Below are 15,859 nucleotides of genomic sequence, written 5' to 3' on the forward strand. Positions count from 1 at the left end.
GAACAGGGCGTTTGCGATAGATGGGACAGGCTCTAGATATGGGTAAACAACGCCTGGTCCTGCTTTAGTACCGCCCCCGGCAGGGTGAACATAAAGCAGCTCCCTTGTCCCTCCCCGGCCGATTCAACCCAGATGCGTCCCTGGTAGAGGTTGACAATTTTTTTAATCAACGCCAGCCCCAGACCACTGCCGTCACTGTTCGGGTTGAGCTGGGAAAACAGAGTAAAGATCCGCGCCCAGTGCTCAGGCGCAATTCCCATGCCGTTATCGCGGACATAAAAGACCACATCCTGTGCCCGATGGGTAGCCCCGATCTCGATGCGAGGCTGATCCTGATCACCCATATATTTGACGGCGTTTTCAATCAGGTTCTGCCAGATCTGATTGAAGTGCAAAGGGTCGCCATGTAACGAATAAGGCATCTTATTGACTAGCATCTGAACATTTTTCTGTTTTAAGATGCCTGCCAACGCAGTGAGACAGTCTGCTACCAGCTGACCGGCCGCCCGGGTTTGCGGCGAGGCTTCCTTTTTGCTGATACGTGAATATTGCAGCAGGGAATCGAGCAACTGATCCATCTTTTCGGCGGCTCCACTGATATAGCGCAGGTCGGTGTCAATCTCTTGCTGGTCTTTATTCAGCAGATCCTGTTGCAACATCGCCAGATAGGTTCTCACCGTGATCAGAGGACTTTTCAGGTCATGGGAAATGGTATAAACAAACTGCTCCATTTCGGCTCGACTCTGGTTCAAACGATCTTCCGTGCTGAACCGGTCAATCACCTCGGCGATGGCTGGGGTCAGCGCTTCCAGGGTGCGAATCAGCTCCGGTGGCAGCATATTGACGCGCAGGTCTGCCAGATGAATCAGACCAATGACCGCGCCCTCTTTGCGGATCGGCACCAGAGCCAGGGAACCAAAGCCGCACTCAACACATTTACCCCGATACAAACTGGCCTCAGCCGCAGAAAGGGTGGCGCCGAAGCCTTGCAGATCATTGGACAGGATCGAGCCGTTTTCGGTCAATAATGGCTCGTCAACCGGGAGAATTTCATTGTTCACAATGCGGGTGCAGCCACATTGATGTTCGCGCAACGACAACCAGTTTTCATGCTCCCAGAATTCCCTGGAAAATCCGACATAGGCCTCGTAAGGCATCACATCATCCGGATTGACGATCCGAATACCGACACAGTAGCAACCGGTCCATACCTGCAATTTATCGACAATCGAGGCAACAAAGTCCTGGCGCAGCCGGGTGTTGGAAAAAAGATCAGTGATAAAAGAGAGTTGCGCTGGAAATGAATAGGGTTTCACGATGGCCTCCTATAGGGGACGGTCAGGAATAAACCTGTATCTTGGGTTTCCATCCCTTCCGCGATCGTTGTGAGCTGCAGATTGTGGGCAATATCCATCATACTGGAGACGACAGCGGTGCGGGCGGCCGATGCTACGATTTCTCGAACAAACGCAACCAAAGGGTTACCCCTCTTCGGTGACACGAGGCACAGTATGATGCCGGGTTAACTGTCATCTTGCATTACGGCACGCGTGGGAATCGGCTGGAAATCCTCCAAGCCCCGCAAGTCGTAGTTTAGACGAGAACGTCCTTACTGTTCAGGCGTGCCTGGGCCATCAGGCCGCTGATAATAACTTTGGTTTCACTTGCAGAAAGAATGGAACCCAGGTTGTCTTCAAATTCTTCCTGGTTTTTACAACGGTACTCGTTGGTTCCCTGCTCATTGTATAGGTTGGCGGGATAAAGCTTGATGTCATGCATCAGGCGTAATATTCGCTGTTTGTATTGCATGGCCGGCAGCGAGATAAACACGTCGTAATTAAAGACGGTATTACTTTGCTTGCGCTCGACCTTCAACTCCAGGGTTCCCTTGGTCATCTCCGACAGAACCTGCCCCTGCTCTTCAATAATTTCGTGCGGGGTCCGTAGATCGGTCATGTCGTTGATATCGCCCCACATGTTTTTTACTGCCATATACTTTTTCCTTTCGGTTAAAAGGGTTTCCCACTGTAGCACATACAGCGGAAAACCCCATGGTTAGAAAATTACCAACAACCTCAGCTCAAGCTAAAACTATTAATACGTACCAAACTCATCATCATCCAGCGCAATCGCCTTTTTCGCGGCCAGTTTTTTTGCTGGTTGCCCCGGTGATTCACCCCAACCGGAGGAGGTCTGCGATCGTTGGGGGTTCTGCGGCACGGCCCGAACGTTGGAGTGGGCGCTGCTGCCATGCTTTAAGGTAAAGCGCATCAGCATCTCACGCATCTGCGCAGCCTGACCGGACAGCTCTTCCGAGGCGGCAGCACTTTCTTCGGCACTGGCGGTGTTCTGCTGGGTGACCTGGTCGATCTGGGTAATGCCCTGATTGATCTGGCTGACCCCTTGGGCCTGCTCGGAACTGGCGGCGGCGATCTCGGCGACCAGGTCGGTGACCTTGCCGATCCCGCTGACGATGGATTGCAACGCTTCGGCGGTCTGACCTGCGATTGCTGTACCGTTGGCGGTTTTCTGGACTGAGCCTTCGATCAGTTCGCTGGTCTCTGCCGCCGCCTTAGCGCTACGGGCGGCGAGGTTGCGTACTTCTTCGGCGACCACGGCAAAGCCTTTGCCGTGCTGACCGGCGCGGGCGGCTTCAACGGCGGCGTTCAGGGCGAGCAGGTTGGTCTGGAAGGCGATCTCGTCGATGACCTTGATGATCTTGGAGATACTCTGACCGGCGTCGTTGATCTCGGTCATGGCCGCGACCATTTCCTGCATCTTCTGACTGCCCTGTTCGGCGGCGTTGCGGGCTTCCGTGGAGAGCTGATTGGCGGTGTTGGCATTTTCGGCGTTGGTGCCGGTTTGCGATGAGAGTTGATTAAGGGATGCGGAGATCTCTTCCAGTGAACTGGCGGATTCGGTGGCCCCCTGCGACAGGGCCTGACTGGAGTCAGCGACCTGACCGGAACCCGAAGCGATCTGCTCCCCGGCGACCTGGATCTGACCTAAAATATCGTTGAGGTTCACCACCATGGTCTGCAGCGCCAGGCCAAGCTGATCTTTTTCCGAGGCCAGTTGCACTTCGACATTGAGGTTGCCATCAGCAATCTGCTCGGCGACATCGGCGTTGCGCGAAAGATTTTCGGCCATCTCATCCAGGGATTTTGACAGAATGCCGATTTCATCGCTACGATCCATGTTCAACCGCATACTGAAATCACCCTTGGCGATCTCCTGGGCTAGAGCAATGCCCTTACCAATCGGGCCGGTAATAGAACGCGTGATAACGAATGCCAGCCCAAGGCCAAGAACCAGAGCAATACCACCAATACCAATGATGCCGCTACGTGTCGTTACGGCACTTGCGATCATTTGCTCGTCAGAGAGAATGTGTTGACTGGCTGTCGTTACGGCACTATGCATCAATTCCTTCACATCTTGCAGATGGTTCTGGGTCTGGGTTGCAAAAATCTCATTCGCGATCTTTCGGCCTTCAAGGGCGGCTGTGGCAATCTGTTGTGCTTCATCGAGTAATGCTCCCGTAGTTTCCAACGTTGAAATCACATTGGCCTGAAAATAGTCTTCAGCGCCGGCGCGATCATTTGCCGCCAACAGCTCCGTCAGCCTTTGTCCATGAACATGGAGCTCTTGATGGGGTTCCTTAATGTTATTAAGTACGTGTGCCAGTTCCGGATTGCCGGCAGCGGCTTTTCGTCCGCCTTCACCATGCAGAAACTTGCCGAAACCACACAGCGTATGATCAAGCTCGACACTCAGTGTACGCTCACCGGCAATCAAGGAACCCTGAACACGACTGACCCAAATAACATGATCAAGCTTCTTTTCTGTCAGGAACTGAGGTAATGCCGGATCGGCCTGGCGATAGGCCTCCTGAATTTTGTGAGCACTTTCATGCAGCAGTCGGTGTGGATCCTCCATTGCCTTGAGGTCTCCCTTGAGTTCCGACACCAGCAGCTCGGCTTCTTTGCGCCCTTCACCATAAAGCCACCGACCCAGGGCACACTTGGTATGATCCATTTGCACATCAAGCTTGGTGACCTTGTCGTCAGTCAGAAATTTCGATACCGCACCAACCCAGTTTAAATGGTCAACTTCTCGTGCCAGGATTTCACCTCGCAGTTCGTTGCCGCTGGACATTTTCTTGCCGTTTTCCACCGTGGTAGACAGGCCAGTGATGCTCCAAACCAGGCAAACTCCCAGTAGAATCAGAATTGCCCCGGCCATGATGCTAATTTTTAAACCGATTTTCAGATTTTTCATCATCCTCTCCTCAATACAGTTAGTTGTCGGTTACTACGTTACTACTTCTTCCAGTTCCTCATCCTCCAGCAGGGCTTCGATATCGAGCAGAATCTTGACCTGCTGACCGATCTTGCCCATGCCGGCGATATAGTGTTTACGATTGCGACCGGTGGCAGGCGGTGGCTCGATTTCGTTGGCGGGGATGGTGATCACTTCACTGACCTTGTCCACCACCAGGCCAACGGAATTTTCGTTGACATTGACGACGACGATACAGGTGCGCTCATCATGATCGCGATGGGGCAAACCAAAGCGGCGGCGCACATCGATGATCGGAATCACTTTACCGCGCAGATTCAGCACGCCGATGACGTGATCAGGCAGATCAGGCACTGCGGTAATCGGTTGAATACCGATAATCTCGATGACATGGCGGATTTCCAGGCCATAACCTTCGCTGGCCAGATCGAAGGTTAAGTACATCCCTTCCATCGAGTCCAGACCGCCGATACCGGATTCAACAGCTATCGTTTGCCCTTCTGTCATAAGTCTCTCCTTGCTTTAAGGTTAAACAATCGTTCAAACAACTGAGCAGGTTGTCGTCGTCACAGACAATCGGATTCTGAATAGCCAACTGCGGTGAGGATTCTGTGCCCCGCCGCAAAAAAACCACCGGCAGTTGCAGTTCAAGGGCGTTCTGAACCAGCTGATATTCAGCAGCAGTGCCACACCAGGAACCGATGAGAACCAGATCAAAAGAAACAACCCCTAGCTTAATCGCTTCCAACCAGTTCAACGCTTCGTCAGAGCTGCGCGCATAGGTGCCGGAGATATCCTCAACACTGAGTAAAAATGCCAGCTGCGAGTGATATCCGATATTGGGTTCATATAGCAGAATATAGCTCTTCATCTGCGCCCCTCAAGTAGGCAATGGTGCGGTCAGTTCCCTTCACCAGAACAATTCATAAGAAGACATTAGCAAGAGAGGTGCCAATTTTGGATAAATAGCCAAGCTACTGATATTATTGATTATTACCAGGAAAGCCCGGGCGCACCAAAAAAGCCGGCATCAACAAAAGTTGATGCCGGCTTCGAAGAAACGTACTAACTATAGGAATTACCTATCTTTTAGGGAATATCAACCAAAGATGTAAATCATCAACCCAGGTTGATGATGAAACAAGAGGTCGAGCACACCCTGCCTTGAGCATTGATTAATCGGCAACCGCGAACCAGCACTTTTCCTCTGCGAGCAAAGCAGTAAATTCAGGTACCGGCAGAGGCTTACTGAACAGATAGCCCTGAACCGCGTCACAGTCATTGGCCACCAGAAACTCCAGTTGGTCCCTGGTTTCCACCCCTTCGGCAATCGCGTTCAGGTTCAGGTTGTGGGCAATATCAACAATACTGGCAACAACCGAGGCGCCCGAAGGGTCGGTGGTCACATCATGAATAAAGGACTGATCGATCTTCAAACTGTCAACCGGAAAACGGCGCAGATAATTCAAACTCGAGTATCCGGTACCAAAATCATCCAGACTCAGGTGCAGTCCAAGATGTTTCAGTTCATGCAAGGTCTTGCGAGCGCGTTCCGGGTCATCCATGATCATGCTTTCGGTGAGTTCCAGTTCGAGCAGATCGGAACTGACCCCGAATTGGTCGAGAATCTCCTTCACCGTCTCCGCCAGATCGCCCAGGCGAAACTGCCGGGCTGAGAGATTAACGGCAATCCGAATCGGGGGCAGACCAGCGGCCAGCCAGCTCAGACTCTGACGGCAGGCCTCCTCGATGACCCATCGGCCGATCGGAACAATCAGACCGGTCTGCTCGGCAATGGGAATAAACTTGGCCGGGGGAATCATCCCCCGCTGGGGATGCTGCCAGCGCAGCAGGGCCTCACAGCCGGCAATCTGGCCGGTGCGTAAATTGACCTTGGGCTGGTAATGCAGGCTCAGCTGATGATGCTCTACCGCCTGGTGCAGATCGTTCTCCAGCTCCAGGGTATCAACCCCCTCCAGACCCATGTCGCTGGTATAGATAGCACAACTATTGCCGCTTTTTTTCGCTTGATACATGGCTATATCGGCATAACGGATCAGGGTATCGCTGTCGTCACTATGGTCAGGGTACAAGCTCACACCAAAACTGGCCGACAGATTAAAGCGGCGGGCACCAAGCTCATAAGGAGCCGTGAGTGCCTCAGAGATATTGTCGAACACGGCCATCACATCATTTTTGTCACACACCTGGGTCAGCATCACCACGAATTCGTCACCACCAAAGCGCGCAACCGTATCGGTATCCCGTACCGCTTTTTTCAGCCGTATAGCGACATGACATAAGAGCTCGTCACCCAGCGCATGCCCCAAGGTATCGTTTACCACCTTAAAGCGGTCAAGGTCGAGCAGAACCAGAGCAACATACCGACCGGAGCGCTTGGCATAGCTGATCGCCTGATCAAGGCGATCCTTGAGCAAAACGCGGTTGGTCAGACCGGTGAGCAGGTCATGGGTCGCCTGGAACTCAAGCTGCTTTTCATACTTTTTCTGGGTAGTGATATCGCGGGCGACATGGATGTAATATTCCAGATCACTGCTGGCGGGAAAGGGTGTCGTGGTGACTTCAAATATTCTTTCATTATGTTGATGATGAACCATGCCACAGTGGGATTTACCATCCCAGATCGTCTGTACCTGCGGACACTCAGAACAGATGCTGGTTTTGCTCCACAGCGCCTCGCAACAGCGCTGACCGATTAATTCACCGGGCGTTGCCCCGGTCATATGGTACGCTGCAGCATTAGCCCGAACAATGCGCATCTGTTTGTCATGAATGGTGATCACCTCACTCATGGCATCAAAGGTGGTCTCCCATTCCTGCCGGGCCTGACCGGCTTCCGCATCGGCCCGCTGGCGATCCTGCAAAGCGGACCATTCACGCAGGGACCGTTCCACAATCCGCGGCATGGCACTGAAGGTCTCAGGGGTCTTGACAATATAGTCCAGAGCTCCGGCCTTGATCGCTTCAACCGCCAGTTCCTCACTCCCCTGGGCCGTCATAATCAGGACCGGATAGGAACGTTTATCGTCAGTACTTTTAAGATACTCTATCGCCTGACCATCGGGCAGATTCAGATCAAGCAGCAGAATATCAGGACAAAAGGTACTGATCTGGTGCCGACATTCTTGTAAACTATCGGCGACAGAGACCTCAAATTGGTCGGCATAGGCCAGCAGATAGCGCTTGATCGCTTTGGCGTGGGATAGTTCGTCTTCCACGACCAGAATGCGATTGACCAGATTATTCACCAGCGACTCCTGATACGGGGTTTCCAACTTACGGACACAGGCGCAGAAGCCCCACCGCAATCTTCTGCAACGGCACTACCAGTTCCGCTCCTCCGAGCTTGATCGCTTCTTTCGACATCCCGAACACCACACAACTGGCCTCATCCTGAGCAATCGTGCGGGCGCCGGCAGCGCGCATTTCCTTCATTCCTTTAACACCATCAGCGCCCATACCAAACAGGGATCACCTGAGGTGCTCGTGGGCTTATCAACCGGCAGTTATGTCCTGAATATCCAGTCACACAGGACAATAGCGATCCGCTAAAAACCTAACAATATAATATATATAGCTTTTTACCAAGCTAAAAAGCTCAAGAAGGGGCAAATCACTTGAAGATCCCTTTTTTTTGCCCCGATCAATGTTTGCCATTGATCGATGGCACCTGTACCACCGCCAGAAACAACCCGAGCTGCCGAATAGCGTTGACAAAACCTTCGTACTCTACCGGCTTGGTAATGTAGTTGCTGCAACCCAACTGGTGGCAGCGATCAATCTCGCGCGGATCATCGGTGGTGGTGATCATAACAACCGGGATTTTGCGCAGCTCCGGATCCGCCTTGACCTGCTCCAGCACCTCGGTACCATCGAGTTTCGGCATACGGATGTCAAGCAGCAGCACATAGGCTTCACCAGGCTTGCGCTGGGGTCCGTCGCCCCGGCAGAAGAGAAAGTCAAGCACCTCCTGGCCATCCTTGAAATGAATAATACGGTTGGTGATGCCCGCCCTGGTCAGATTTTTACGGATCAACAGGGCGTGCCCCTCGTCGTCTTCAGCAATGAGAATAATCACTTCCTGATTCATCTTGTCATCTCCATTCATGGGTTGTTGTCATCCTTTAATCTGGCGCACATTGACTGCCGGCAGAGCGACGATAAAAATGCTGCCGTTCCCCAGCTGTGATTCAACCTGTATATCCCCATCGAGGCGGGCCAGAATCTGCTTAACCGCGGTCAAGCCAAGCCCTTCACCCTCACCATCGACCGGGTTAAGACGGTGAAACAGTTCAAAAATATTGCCCTGGTGATTAGCGGCAATGCCGATCCCGTTATCAGCGACCCGGTACAGGGCCAAATCCTTTTTCACCTCACCGCTGATATGGATTTGGGGCTGTCGCCGCGGGTCACGATATTTGATGGCATTATCGATCAGGTTGGCAAACACCTGGGACACCTGCGAGATATCACCCCGACACGGTGGCAAGTTTCCCATCGTCAGTTCAATGCCCAGTTCGTCAATCTGAAAAGCGAAGGAACCGCAAAGGTCCTGAAGTAGCCGGTTCATATCGATGGGTTGAAGCTGGAGGGCACCACGGACCGAGCGGGAGAGCTTGAGCAGCCCCTTGATCAGCAGATCCATCTGGCGGGTACTTTTGCGGATGCGCTTCAGGGACTGTTGCATATCCGGCAGCTCGCTGCGCACCAGCTGCTCCAGTGCGACAGGGTCGGGGGTCTGCGCTTCGAGCAGGGCACCAATATCCAGCAGCGAGTATTCGAGCTCGCGGCTGAAGCCGTCGACATTGACCAGCGGCGAGCGCAGATCATGGGAGGCGACATACACCAGCTGTTCAAGTTCGCGGTTCCTCACAGCCAGGTGATTTTCACTGCGTCTGAGCCTATTATTGACACGACCAACCGAGTAATTTTTCCAGACCACCAGCGTCGCGGCCAACAAGCCCAGCAACAGGAGCATGTAAAGCACCGTCCGCTGGATCGTCCAGAAGGGGACAGGTTCACCATACCATTGACTCAACAAATCGGTATAAAGAGCAGACTGAACCAACTCCTCGAGATGTTGGTTCAAGCTCGGCAGATAGGGATCATCCGGACGAAAGAGATAGCCCCGTTTTAACGTCAGTAACGGCTCATCCACCGCCTCGACGAAACCCGCCAGGTTCATGGAGCGCAGCTTCTGCAACAGCACCGGTTCAGGAAAGACAAAGGCATCGACGCTGCCTGCCAACAGGGCATTGAGCCCTTCATCGACGGTGCTTTTCAACGCCAGGTGAAAACCGCCACGCCGCCGTAGTTCGACATGGGCCGCGCCCTCATCAATCACCGCCGTGACGAACCTGTCATTGGTCAGGTCGGCGATCCGGCGGATGCGCCGGTCACCTTTTTTGACAAAAGCGCGCACCGGAATACTCTCCATCGGCACACTGAAGTCAAATTCAGCCAAACGATAATCATTGATCCCGAATCCGGGGACAAAATCAGCTTCTTTGTCCCGTACCAACTGGGCAGCCGTCCCCCAGTTTTCGGTAACCACATAGTCAATGGTAAAGCCGGCTTCGACAGCCAGGGTCTCGAGCAGATCAATGGCAAAGCCGGCGGGTCGCCCCTGACTGTCCTGGCCATAGAGTGGCGGAAAGTCTTGCAACACCGCTACCCGAAAACTTGCTCCGCGCAAATCCGCGCCGGATCCTGCATCGGCCGGAGCCATGCCGGCGGCACCAAACAGCCATAAACCACAGGCCAACAGGATTAAGATTCGCTTCATGTTATCCCTCCCCTTGCTCGGCGTCCTGCACCCAGGGCGCATCGACCGCTGCCGGCAGGGTAAACCAGAAGCAGCTGCCCTGGCCTTTGCCGGCGGATTCAACCCAGATCCGCCCCTGGTAGCTCTCAACAATCTTCTTCACCAGCGCCAGCCCCAGGCCGGTACCTTCGCTTTTTTGGTCGAGCTGGGCAAACATCGTGAAAATTCGTTGATGGTGTGCAGGGGCGATACCGATACCATTATCGCGCACATAAAAAACCTGTCCCTCGGTCCGTTGTTCAGTGCCAATCTCAATGCGCGGCCGAGGCTGGTCGCCCATATATTTGATGGCGTTTTCGATCAGGTTCTGCCAGAGCTGGCCGAAATGGGTTAGATCACCATGCCACTGATCGGTCATCTCGCCAACCACGACCTCAACCTGTTGCTGTTGCAACCTGCCGCCCAGAACCTTCAGGCACTCATCGACCATTTTTTTCACCGGCTGGGTCTGCGGGGCAGAGTCGATCCGGCCGATGCGCGACAGGCGCAGCAAGGCATCGAGCAGGGCTTCTATTTTAGCGGCTGCCTGCTTGATAAAGTCCAGATCTTCGGTGATTCCTTCGGTGTTACTGTCGGTGATGTCCTCCTGCAATATCCCCAGAAAGGTGTTGATGGTGATCAACGGACTTTTCAGATCGTGGGAGACGATGTAAACGAACTGCTCGAGTTCATCGTTTATCTGCTTGAGGGCCACTTCAGCGGCTTTGCGATCGGTTATATCGACGGCCGAAGTTGCCATATATTGCGGGCAACCCTGATCATCTTTGATCAGGACGCCACTCATCAACATAGGAAATTCAGATCCATGACGGTCGGCATGCCAAACTTCACAAGGGGAAAAATAACCATTCTGAGATAACTGGTTGAGTGTATTGTTGAGCTGTTCGAGCTGGCTTGTTGCATGAAAAACAGACAGGTTTTTGCCGATCAGCTCAGCAGGATGATAACCATGAATTTCGGCAAGAAACCTGTTGATATAGACTAGGGTGCCCTCAAGATCGGCAATGGCTTCGCCATAAACAGCGTTGTCGGCAATGGTTTTAAATCGTTGGGTTTCCTCTTCACGCGCGGATAATTGCCCCAGCAGCCGATTAAAAGCAGCTATCAGGCTATCGACCTCTTTACGCCCGGTCATCGGCAGGGATTGCATCGGTTGTGCGGATCGCACCTTCGCGCCAAGGGTGTCAACGGTCGTCAGCATCGGCTGGAGTTGATGCTGCATCACCCACCAGAGGGCAATACCGACCAGCAGGGTAACAGCAAGGGTGATCAGGGTCATGCGTCGCAGCATGTCGTCAATGGGAGCAAAGGCCTCACTGACCGGGGTCATGACCGCAACCAGCCAGTCCGTTGTTGCCGTCCCCCTGGTCACGGCCAGGGTATCAATACCCTCCACCGTGGTATAGCGGTAGGTGTTTCCCACATCTTCCAACATGGCACGATCGAGCACCGGATTGACGCCCGGAGCCGGTAGCGCGGTCATGATCAGAGCGCTATTTGATGATGTCACGATGATCCGGCCATTCTTTGAGATAATCGAATAGTGACCGGTCCCGCCGTATCCCCTGGCCGTCAGATCATCAAAAAAGTTCGGCCTGCTCAAATCAATTGCACCACCAAGGGCACCGATCACCTTGCCGCTCGCATCGCGGATGGGAACCGCCAAAGGGATGAGAGGCTGACCGGTAGATAACCCCATCAGCGGATTGCCGACATTGGCGTGCCCTTCATTCAGGGCAATAGCAAAAGCATCGACCCGTTCACGGTAATTGATACCGATTCGTTCCGGCAGATTAGAGGTATCGGCAATGGCGATGCCGTCGTTGTTAACCACCAGCACACTGACATTGAAAAGACTGTTCGGTATTGGCTGGTGCTGAAGGACATTCTGCAGAGCGACAGGATGTGCCATCAGATCACTGTCAATCAGCAAGGCTTTGTGCTCCAGCACTTCCAACCGGCTTTGCAGTTCCCTGTCGATTTGTAAAGCCATCTGCCTGGCAGCAGAAGATTGCGCATCAGCCACCAGCCGACTGATATCTCGCTCCAGCATCCTGGTGGTCAGGAATGCGAGCAGCCACAGGCTGAGCAGAAAAACGCCCAAGGTACTTAAGGTGACCCTGGCTTTGATTGATTCGGGCCACAGGGATAATTTCATGGGCGAACTCCCGGCTTAAGCCGCAACGACGACAACGCAGGCAACCAACATCAGCTGATCAGCCCCAGGGTTTTAAGCTGATCCAGCCCCTGCTATTTTGAAACCCCTCAGGCCAGGAAAGATCAACCTCCATAACCTTTCGTAAGAATACACCAATGTTATTATCAGTCAACTCCTAATCCCATGACTACCAGTCAATTTTTGATGAAAATTCCCTTGCCTGTCATCGCCGGATGGAGTAGGTTGTTTGACAAGGGGGCTGCAAAGCTTCCGTAAACCCGTCGTGCCACCCCCCCTCCGGCACGACGGGTTTTTTATTCCAACGTCAGATAGTCCCTTCATACCTTATCCAACTCCCATTGTTGTCTGCGTTACCAAGATCAAAAGCCCGTCGTTTTCTTGTGAACCGCTACCATCTTCCTGCGGCCGGTTGTGCTGTTAGCGCCGGAATCGTACAATGGGAAAGGACCCTTGACCCAAGGACAAGCAAAAAACCTTGTTGCCTACAACTTAATCAGGAGAACATATGGACAACACCAAAGCCTATGCTGCAAATAGTGCCACCTCACCCCTTGTTGCCGCCACCATTGCCCCCCGTGAACCAACGCCCCACGATGTACAGATCGACATCCTTTTTTGCGGCGTCTGCCATTCTGATCTTCACACGGTACGCGACGAATGGAGCAGCGTGATGCCAACCGTCTACCCCTGTGTTCCCGGGCACGAGATTGTCGGGCGGGTCATCAGGGTCGGTTCGGCAGTCACCAGTCACCAACCTGGGGACATGGTCGGAGTCGGCTGTCTGGTCGATTCAGACCATGTCTGCCCGAGTTGCCAGGCCCATGTCGAGCAGTTCTGCCCGGAGGCCGCCTTTACCTACAATTCCCCCGACAAGCATCAAACCGCGCCGGTAACCTACGGCGGCTATTCGGAGAGTATTGTCGTTGATGAACGCTTTGTCCTGCGCGTTCCTTCAAATCTTGACCTGGCCGGGGTTGCGCCGCTGTTGTGTGCCGGTATCACCACCTGGTCACCGATCCGGCGCTGGGGAGACATCAAGGGCAAGAAGGTTGGCGTAGTCGGACTGGGGGGGCTAGGTCATATGGGGGTAAAGTTCGCCAAAGCCTTTGGGGCCAGGGTTGTCGTTTTCACCACCTCCCCCGGCAAAAAGGATGACGCCCTGCGCCTGGGAGCCGACGAAGTGATTATCTCGACCGATAGCGGGCAGATGAAACAGCATGCCGGCAGTTTCGATTTCATTCTCAACACCATCGCTGCCGAGCACGATATCAACGCTTATATCCAGATGCTGGGACTCGACGGCAACATCACCCTGGTGGGTGCGCCGGACAAGCCCTTGCCGGTTTCCGCCTTTGCCCTGCTGGTCGGACGCAAGAGTCTTTCCGGTTCGCTGATCGGTGGAATCAAAGAGACCCAGGAGATGCTCGACTTCTGCGGTGAGCACAATATTACCGCTGACGTGGAAATCATTCCAATCCAGCAAATCAACGAAGCTTACGAGCGGCTGCTCAAGTCGGACGTAAAATATCGCTTTTCCATCGACATGGCATCGCTGAAAAGATAACGGCACCTGCTACCCCCGGCCGCAACTTTTGCCGGGGGTTGTGGTAGCGGGAACGGGTGATTAAACTTTGTGCAAAACGGACAAAAGGCTGCTACAATCTTTGCTTAACCACGATCATCAACAGTAGCCCACGTGGTTATCAACAGCCGCTGTGCACAACCGCTCATCAACGCCCCAAACCCATCAGTAACAACCTGATATTACGATAAAATCCAGCAAATACCGGCATCACGGAAGAGCTGGCAACGAGATTGCAGAAACCGTCAATCATCATCCATCTGATGCTGAATCAGGCGACCGATGGACAAACCGACGGAAGCCCCCGCTACGGCGATGAAATATGCGATCATGATCCCCAACGGGCGCCCCACCATCCAACCAAACCAGGCCCCCAGCATGACAGTAATCATCAAAACTAGTGGTTTAATGACCATGATGACACATCCCTGTCACTCTAAAATTCACGCATTATGATGGAGCGAAAAATGGGGTAACGCCAAGGATCATTTCGCTCTTTCCTGGTTGCATTAACAAGGAAGATGACGTATAAACGTCACCCATGCGCCCGTAGCTCAGCTGGATAGAGCGCTGCCCTCCGGAGGCAGAGGTCAGAGGTTCGAATCCTCTCGGGCGCGCCAATAAAATCTATGGGTTAGCGACTTTCGCTGACCCTTTTTTTGTGTCTGTGACGCTCTTGTGACGTTTTTGTGACCGTTGTTGTGACGAAACGACCGCTACCCTCGGGAAAATGCTGTAGCCTGTTTTTGCAGGTCTTGATAAACATGAATCATCTGCTCCAATCCCCGGGAATTGATCGCTTCAAAAAAAGCGCTTTTCTGAATCCCGCCGGGGGGTGCGATGTGGGTTGCAGCGAAATCTTCCTGGGTCAGAACTTGAAGCAGATGACGCCCCGAGGAATGTTCTTCGAGGTGATAGTGGGTCAGAATTTTCAGCTGATCTTCAAACGTCATCTGCAGTGGCCTGTTGCCGCGGGCTTCAAGAACCGTGACCTGTTCAAGAGATCCCTTGAACGGGGTGAAAAGTTGAGCGACAGAGCGCCGGTCGAGTCGGGAACGGTGATAGCGAATGAGTAGCGACATTTTCGTAAATCCTCATAAAAATAGGTATTTACGAAAATCGCCGCGCCGACCCAATGGCGATTTGTCAAGCAAAAAGTGTGTTAACTTGCGAATATTTTTATCATTTTTGCTGCTCCGGTATAATGCAATTTTCTAACCGGACACTACTGAATAAAAACAAGCTTTAGACGCTGTAAACACCAAGTTTTTCGAACAATTCTTCGAATCTTATGAGCCTTTTTTCTACCTCTTCCCCTGAGAAAAAGATCATCGCTTCTAATAAAGACTCAAGCAATAGTAATGTTACCACCCTGCTATTGAACATGGCAGGCCCTTCCGAGCTGACAAACAGATTTATATCTGAAATCTTGGCGAGAGGACTCGTCTCTCTGTCAGTTATAAAAACTATTTTACTGTTACAGCTTTTGAACCATTGGGCTACCTGTACCGACGGCTTAGCATGGCGCTTGTGAGCGATAATCAGCAAAGTGTCGTCTTCGGCAACATCAGTCAAATGATGTGTCAGAGTTGAAATGTCGGGACTAAGTAAAATACTATTCTTACGGATGTATTTAGAAAGAAGGTAAAAATACTTTGCTAAAGGTGCGCCGGATGCACTTCCGCAAACGTAAAGATTGCCCTTCGACTGAGTCAGGATTTTCGCGGCATTCATGATCTCAGCATCCGAAATTCTTGCTTTCGTTTTCAGCATATTCATTGTTGCGTGGTGAATATGCCGCCCCAGAACGCCCTCGTTTTCACTTTGAGCGTGGCCAAAAAAATTGATGGAAAAATAAGAGATATTTGACAAGATACGTGGGGGAATAAAAAAGGAGCCCCCTCAGTTATCTTGGCGGATATCAAGGGGCTCCTTGCCATAAGAAAGGCAA

Annotated in this window: 13 protein-coding genes, 1 tRNA gene and 1 pseudogene; 2 read left to right on the forward strand and 13 right to left on the reverse strand. The window is 52.7% G+C overall.

The window, feature by feature from the left end:
* Window positions 1-32: 32 nt before the first annotated feature.
* The 10 genes and pseudogenes from ICT70_RS15195 to ICT70_RS12435 form a co-directional block, all read right to left on the reverse strand.
* Window positions 33-1,316, reverse strand: coding sequence for an ATP-binding protein (locus ICT70_RS15195; protein ID WP_191157090.1), 1,284 nt, complete (start codon window positions 1,314-1,316; stop codon window positions 33-35).
* A 277-nt stretch (window positions 1,317-1,593) separates the two neighbouring features.
* Window positions 1,594-1,992 carry a hypothetical protein gene (locus ICT70_RS12395; protein WP_191157092.1) on the reverse strand — a complete coding sequence of 133 codons (399 nt, stop codon included), beginning with the start codon at window positions 1,990-1,992 and terminating at the stop codon, window positions 1,594-1,596.
* A 102-nt stretch (window positions 1,993-2,094) separates the two neighbouring features.
* Window positions 2,095-4,281, reverse strand: a complete 2,187-nt coding sequence (locus tag ICT70_RS12400) for a methyl-accepting chemotaxis protein (protein ID WP_224747026.1) — start codon at window positions 4,279-4,281, stop codon at window positions 2,095-2,097.
* A 33-nt stretch (window positions 4,282-4,314) separates the two neighbouring features.
* On the reverse strand, window positions 4,315-4,809 hold the full coding sequence (locus tag ICT70_RS12405; RefSeq protein ID WP_191157096.1) for a chemotaxis protein CheW: 495 nt from the start codon (window positions 4,807-4,809) through the stop codon (window positions 4,315-4,317).
* Window positions 4,781-5,173 (reverse strand): hypothetical protein, encoded by a 393-nt coding sequence (locus ICT70_RS12410; RefSeq protein WP_191157098.1) that lies wholly within the window; start codon window positions 5,171-5,173, stop codon window positions 4,781-4,783. Before ICT70_RS12410 ends, ICT70_RS12405 begins: the two co-directional genes overlap by 29 nt.
* A 304-nt stretch (window positions 5,174-5,477) precedes the next feature.
* Window positions 5,478-7,571, reverse strand: coding sequence for an EAL domain-containing protein (locus tag ICT70_RS12415; RefSeq protein WP_191157100.1), 2,094 nt, complete (start codon window positions 7,569-7,571; stop codon window positions 5,478-5,480).
* 28 nt (window positions 7,572-7,599) lie between these two features.
* Window positions 7,600-7,785: pseudogene (locus tag ICT70_RS12420) on the reverse strand (chemotaxis protein CheB); the annotation flags it as partial.
* Window positions 7,786-7,966: 181 nt separating this feature from the next.
* Window positions 7,967-8,431 carry a response regulator gene (locus ICT70_RS12425; protein ID WP_224747027.1) on the reverse strand — a complete coding sequence of 155 codons (465 nt, stop codon included), beginning with the start codon at window positions 8,429-8,431 and terminating at the stop codon, window positions 7,967-7,969.
* A 9-nt stretch (window positions 8,432-8,440) separates the two neighbouring features.
* Window positions 8,441-10,108 carry a sensor histidine kinase gene (locus ICT70_RS12430; RefSeq protein ID WP_191157104.1) on the reverse strand — a complete coding sequence of 556 codons (1,668 nt, stop codon included), beginning with the start codon at window positions 10,106-10,108 and terminating at the stop codon, window positions 8,441-8,443.
* Between the two features lies 1 nt (window position 10,109).
* Entirely contained in the window at window positions 10,110-12,305 is a 2,196-nt protein-coding gene (locus ICT70_RS12435) for a sensor histidine kinase (protein WP_191157106.1), read from the reverse strand.
* 526 nt (window positions 12,306-12,831) lie between these two features.
* Here ICT70_RS12435 and ICT70_RS12440 point away from each other — a divergent pair.
* Window positions 12,832-13,890 carry an NAD(P)-dependent alcohol dehydrogenase gene (locus ICT70_RS12440; RefSeq protein WP_191157108.1) on the forward strand — a complete coding sequence of 353 codons (1,059 nt, stop codon included), beginning with the start codon at window positions 12,832-12,834 and terminating at the stop codon, window positions 13,888-13,890.
* 263 nt (window positions 13,891-14,153) lie between these two features.
* Here ICT70_RS12440 and ICT70_RS12445 read toward each other — a convergent pair whose 3' ends face one another.
* A complete protein-coding gene (locus ICT70_RS12445) occupies window positions 14,154-14,324 on the reverse strand; it encodes a hypothetical protein (RefSeq protein ID WP_191157110.1) in 171 nt (56 codons plus the stop codon).
* A gap of 127 nt (window positions 14,325-14,451) precedes the next feature.
* Between ICT70_RS12445 and ICT70_RS12450 the strand changes: the two genes are divergently transcribed.
* Window positions 14,452-14,528: transfer RNA gene (locus tag ICT70_RS12450), tRNA-Arg, on the forward strand.
* 96 nt (window positions 14,529-14,624) lie between these two features.
* On the opposite strand, the gene ICT70_RS12455 is transcribed toward ICT70_RS12450, so the two are convergent.
* Together ICT70_RS12455 and ICT70_RS12460 are read right to left on the reverse strand one after the other, a co-directional pair.
* A complete protein-coding gene (locus ICT70_RS12455; RefSeq protein WP_191157112.1) occupies window positions 14,625-14,990 on the reverse strand; it encodes a hypothetical protein in 366 nt (121 codons plus the stop codon).
* 163 nt (window positions 14,991-15,153) lie between these two features.
* Window positions 15,154-15,681 carry a MurR/RpiR family transcriptional regulator gene (locus ICT70_RS12460; protein WP_191157114.1) on the reverse strand — a complete coding sequence of 176 codons (528 nt, stop codon included), beginning with the start codon at window positions 15,679-15,681 and terminating at the stop codon, window positions 15,154-15,156.
* Window positions 15,682-15,859: the final 178 nt, after the last annotated feature.

Source organism: Pelovirga terrestris (assembly GCF_014773365.1).
Classification (GTDB): Bacteria; Desulfobacterota; Desulfuromonadia; order Desulfuromonadales; family Geopsychrobacteraceae; genus Pelovirga; species Pelovirga terrestris.

What these genes read in the sequence shown, in the direction of transcription:
- ICT70_RS12395 (WP_191157092.1), bottom strand. Translation starts at nt 1,992, where the DNA reads ATGGCAGTAAAAAACATGTGGGGCGATATCAACGACATGACCGATCTA.
- ICT70_RS12400 (WP_224747026.1), bottom strand. Translation starts at nt 4,281, where the DNA reads ATGAAAAATCTGAAAATCGGTTTAAAAATTAGCATCATGGCCGGGGCA.
- ICT70_RS12405 (WP_191157096.1), bottom strand. Translation starts at nt 4,809, where the DNA reads ATGACAGAAGGGCAAACGATAGCTGTTGAATCCGGTATCGGCGGTCTG.
- ICT70_RS12410 (WP_191157098.1), bottom strand. Translation starts at nt 5,173, where the DNA reads ATGAAGAGCTATATTCTGCTATATGAACCCAATATCGGATATCACTCG.
- ICT70_RS12425 (WP_224747027.1), bottom strand. Translation starts at nt 8,431, where the DNA reads ATGAATGGAGATGACAAGATGAATCAGGAAGTGATTATTCTCATTGCT.
- ICT70_RS12430 (WP_191157104.1), bottom strand. Translation starts at nt 10,108, where the DNA reads ATGAAGCGAATCTTAATCCTGTTGGCCTGTGGTTTATGGCTGTTTGGT.
- ICT70_RS12435 (WP_191157106.1), bottom strand. Translation starts at nt 12,305, where the DNA reads ATGAAATTATCCCTGTGGCCCGAATCAATCAAAGCCAGGGTCACCTTA.
- ICT70_RS12440 (WP_191157108.1), top strand. Translation starts at nt 12,832, where the DNA reads ATGGACAACACCAAAGCCTATGCTGCAAATAGTGCCACCTCACCCCTT.
- ICT70_RS12445 (WP_191157110.1), bottom strand. Translation starts at nt 14,324, where the DNA reads ATGGTCATTAAACCACTAGTTTTGATGATTACTGTCATGCTGGGGGCC.
- ICT70_RS12455 (WP_191157112.1), bottom strand. Translation starts at nt 14,990, where the DNA reads ATGTCGCTACTCATTCGCTATCACCGTTCCCGACTCGACCGGCGCTCT.
- ICT70_RS12460 (WP_191157114.1), bottom strand. Translation starts at nt 15,681, where the DNA reads ATGCTGAAAACGAAAGCAAGAATTTCGGATGCTGAGATCATGAATGCC.